Below are 2,904 nucleotides of genomic sequence, written 5' to 3'. Positions count from 1 at the left end.
CTCACCCGTCCCGCTGTCAACAGGAACGAAAAGGTGTCCCGAACACGCCTGCGCGGGCCCGGTTGCTCCCGGCGCCCCGGGCGCGCCGCAGCCCCCGTACGGGCCCCCGTCCTACGGGCCGCCGGCTCCGCCGAGCGGCGACAACCCCTACGCGCGGTAGGGGCCGTCCCCCGGCGTCGCGGTAGGCCGTCCTTCGGCGTCGCGGCCGGGGGAGTAGGCGTACGCCCGGGGCGTGGTGGCCCGGGCGGTGCGCCGGTGTCACCCGGGTGGCCGCTGTCGGCGGGTCGGGCGGGGCCGCCAGGGTGGCGGTATGGACACGAGCGAGCCCCCGGCGGGGCGGTCGCAGCTGCGTCGGGCCGCCGCCGCGGCGCTGATCGGCACGGCGATCGAGTACTACGACTTCTATATCTACGGCACGGCCGCCGCGCTGGTCTTCGGTTCCGTGTACTTCCCCGAACTGGGCGCGGCCGGCGCGCTGTTGGCGGCGCTGTCGGTGTACGCGGTGGCGTTCCTGGCGCGTCCGCTGGGCGCCGTGCTGTTCGGGCACTTCGGGGACCGCCTGGGCCGCAAGACCACGCTGGTGGTGTCGCTGCTGCTGATGGGGCTGTCGACGGCCGTGGTCGGGCTGCTGCCGGGGTTCCGGGAGTGGGGGTGGTGGGCGCCGGGCGCGCTGGTGCTGCTGCGGGTCTGCCAGGGCATCGGGCTGGGCGGGGAGTGGGGCGGGGCCGCGCTGCTGATCGCGGAGAACGCCCCGGCCGGGCGGCGCGGGCGCTACGGGGCGTACCTGCAGCTCGGGCCGACCGTCGGCTTCGTCCTGGCCAACGGGGTGTTCCTGGTGCTGGCGCAGGCCCTGGACGACGGCGCGTTCCTGGACTGGGGCTGGCGGGTGCCGTTCCTGCTCTCGCTCGGGCTGGTGGCGGTGGGGCTGTTCGTCCGGCTGCGGATCGTCGAGACGCCGCTGTTCCGCGAGGAGCGGGCGCGGGCGCGCACCCCGGTGGCGGAGGTGCTGCGCGGCCACTGGCGCACGGTGCTGCTCGGCTGCGGGGTGATCACCGTGGGGTATGCGCTGTTCTACCTGACGACCACCTACTCCCTGGCCTACGCGACGACCGGGCTGGAGGTCTCCAGGACGCTGGTGCTGGGGATGCTGCTGGCGGGCGCCGTCGGCAAGGGCGTGACCGTCTGGGTCAGCGCCGGGCGCAGCGACCGGTGGGGGCGGCGGCGGGCGCTGCGGCTGGCGACGGGGCTGGCGATCGGGTGGTCGCTGGTGCTGTTCCCGCTGCTGGAGACGGTGCGCCGACCGTTGATGTTCCTTGCGCTGGCCGGGGCGATGGTGGTGCTGGGGTGCATGCTGGGGCCGGTGGCGGCGTTCCTGCCGGAGCTGTTCCCGACGCGGGTGCGCTACACGGGCGCCGCTCTGACGTACAACCTGGGCGGGGTGGTGGGCGGGGCGACCACGCCGCTGGTCGCGAGCCGGCTGACCGAGGCGTACGGGACGGCGGCGCCGGTGGGCTGGTACGTGGCGGGGCTCGGGGTGCTGGCGCTGCTGTGCCTGCGGTCGCTGCCGGAGACGCGGGGGACGGATCTGGCGGCGGTGCGGACGGACGCGGGGCTCCACCGGGGCCAGGTGCCGGCGCCGGACCCGGCGGCCTAGGCGCGCCCTAGGCGCGGCCCTGGGCGGCCCGCACGCATCCCCGGGGGTGGCCCGCGAGAGGACGGGTGGCGGCCCGCGGGTGGACGGACCGGGGCCGGCGGAGGCCGATTTCCCTTCCGGGCCCACGGCCGTGTAATGTCTTCCTTGTTCGACCGGTTCGCCCCTATAGCTCAGTCGGTAGAGCGTCTCCATGGTAAGGAGAAGGTCTGCGGTTCGATTCCGCATGGGGGCTCAAGTGAAAGACCCTCGCCCATTAGGGCGGGGGTCTTTCCCGTTTCCGGGGGCGGTCTGGCAGGTCGCGTACGGAATGCGTTGTGATGGTGCGTCATCGGCCGGACGGGACCTGGAGGCGCCATGGGTGTTCGACTCGTGGTGGTCGACGACCACCGGCTGCTGGCCGAGGCGTTGGCCACCGCGCTGCAGTTGCGGGGCCACCGGGTGCTCGCGGTGGGTTCGCCCGCCGGGGCCGCCGCCGACCTGGTGGTGGGCCGGCGGCCGGAGGTGTGCCTGCTCGGGGTGGCCGCGCCGGGGGAGCCGGGGGCCTTCGACGGGCTGCGCCGGATCCGGCGGGAGCGCCCCGAGGTGGCCGTCATCGTGCTCGGGCCGGTGGGTGAACTGCGGGGGGTGGCAGGGGCGTTCGCGGCCGGGGCGGCGGGGTACGTGCCGAGCGACGAGCGCATCGAGGTGGTCGAGCGGGCGATCGGGCGGGCCCGGGCGGGTGAGGCGGCGGTCACCGTGGACGTCCTGCGGGGGGCCTTCGACCATCTGCTGCGTCCGGCCGTCGAGCCGGACGACGAGGCCCAGCGCCTGCTGCGGATGCTGACCCGGCGTGAGGTGCAGGTGCTCGCCCGGATCGCGGACGGCGAGGACACCCAGGCGATCGCGGACGGCATGCGGATCGCCGCGAGCACCGCCCGTACGCATGTGCAGCGGGTGCTGATGAAGCTCGGCGCGCGGACCCGGCTGGAGGCCGCGGCGGTGGCGGCGCGGACCGGCCTGCTGGAGCGGATGGCCCGGGACTGAGGGCGGCCGGGCGCCTGGGGCCGGGGTCCCGAGCACCCCCGGGAGCAGGGAGAATGGGCCGCGTCGTACACACGTCACCGATGGCCCGCCGCCGGCGGAACCATCGCCCGCTGGAGGACGCAATATGAGTAAGTACCTGGTCACGGGTGGCGCCGGCTATGTCGGCAGTGTGGTGGCCGCCCACCTGCTGGAGGCGGGTCACCGGGTGACCGTCCTGGACGACCTCT

3 protein-coding genes and 1 tRNA gene are annotated in these 2,904 nt (G+C 75.2%); all 4 read left to right on the top strand.

The annotated features are described in order from the left end of the window. Nucleotides 1-310 precede the first annotated feature (310 nt). On the top strand, nt 311-1,654 hold the full coding sequence (locus ACWEQL_RS41960; protein WP_452156810.1) for an MFS transporter: 1,344 nt from the start codon (nt 311-313) through the stop codon (nt 1,652-1,654). A gap of 159 nt (nt 1,655-1,813) precedes the next feature. Next, nucleotides 1,814-1,886, top strand: a tRNA-Thr gene (locus ACWEQL_RS41955). A gap of 122 nt (nt 1,887-2,008) precedes the next feature. Continuing rightward, nucleotides 2,009-2,677, top strand: a complete 669-nt coding sequence (locus ACWEQL_RS41950) for a LuxR C-terminal-related transcriptional regulator (RefSeq protein ID WP_452156808.1) — start codon at nt 2,009-2,011, stop codon at nt 2,675-2,677. A 124-nt stretch (nt 2,678-2,801) separates the two neighbouring features. Further along, a partial coding sequence (locus ACWEQL_RS41945; protein WP_452156812.1) for an NAD-dependent epimerase/dehydratase family protein occupies nt 2,802-2,904 on the top strand: 103 nt, incomplete at its 3' end.

The sequence above is a fragment of the Kitasatospora sp. NPDC004240 genome, from assembly GCF_053603215.1.
Note: the sequence above shows the minus strand (reverse complement) of the source record. Positions and strands in the feature narration are given on the sequence as shown.

Bases quoted from the DNA above. Each gene is read 5' to 3' on its own strand.
- ACWEQL_RS41960 (WP_452156810.1), top strand. From the start codon at position 311: ATGGACACGAGCGAGCCCCCGGCGGGGCGGTCGCAGCTGCGTCGGGCC.
- ACWEQL_RS41950 (WP_452156808.1), top strand. From the start codon at position 2,009: ATGGGTGTTCGACTCGTGGTGGTCGACGACCACCGGCTGCTGGCCGAG.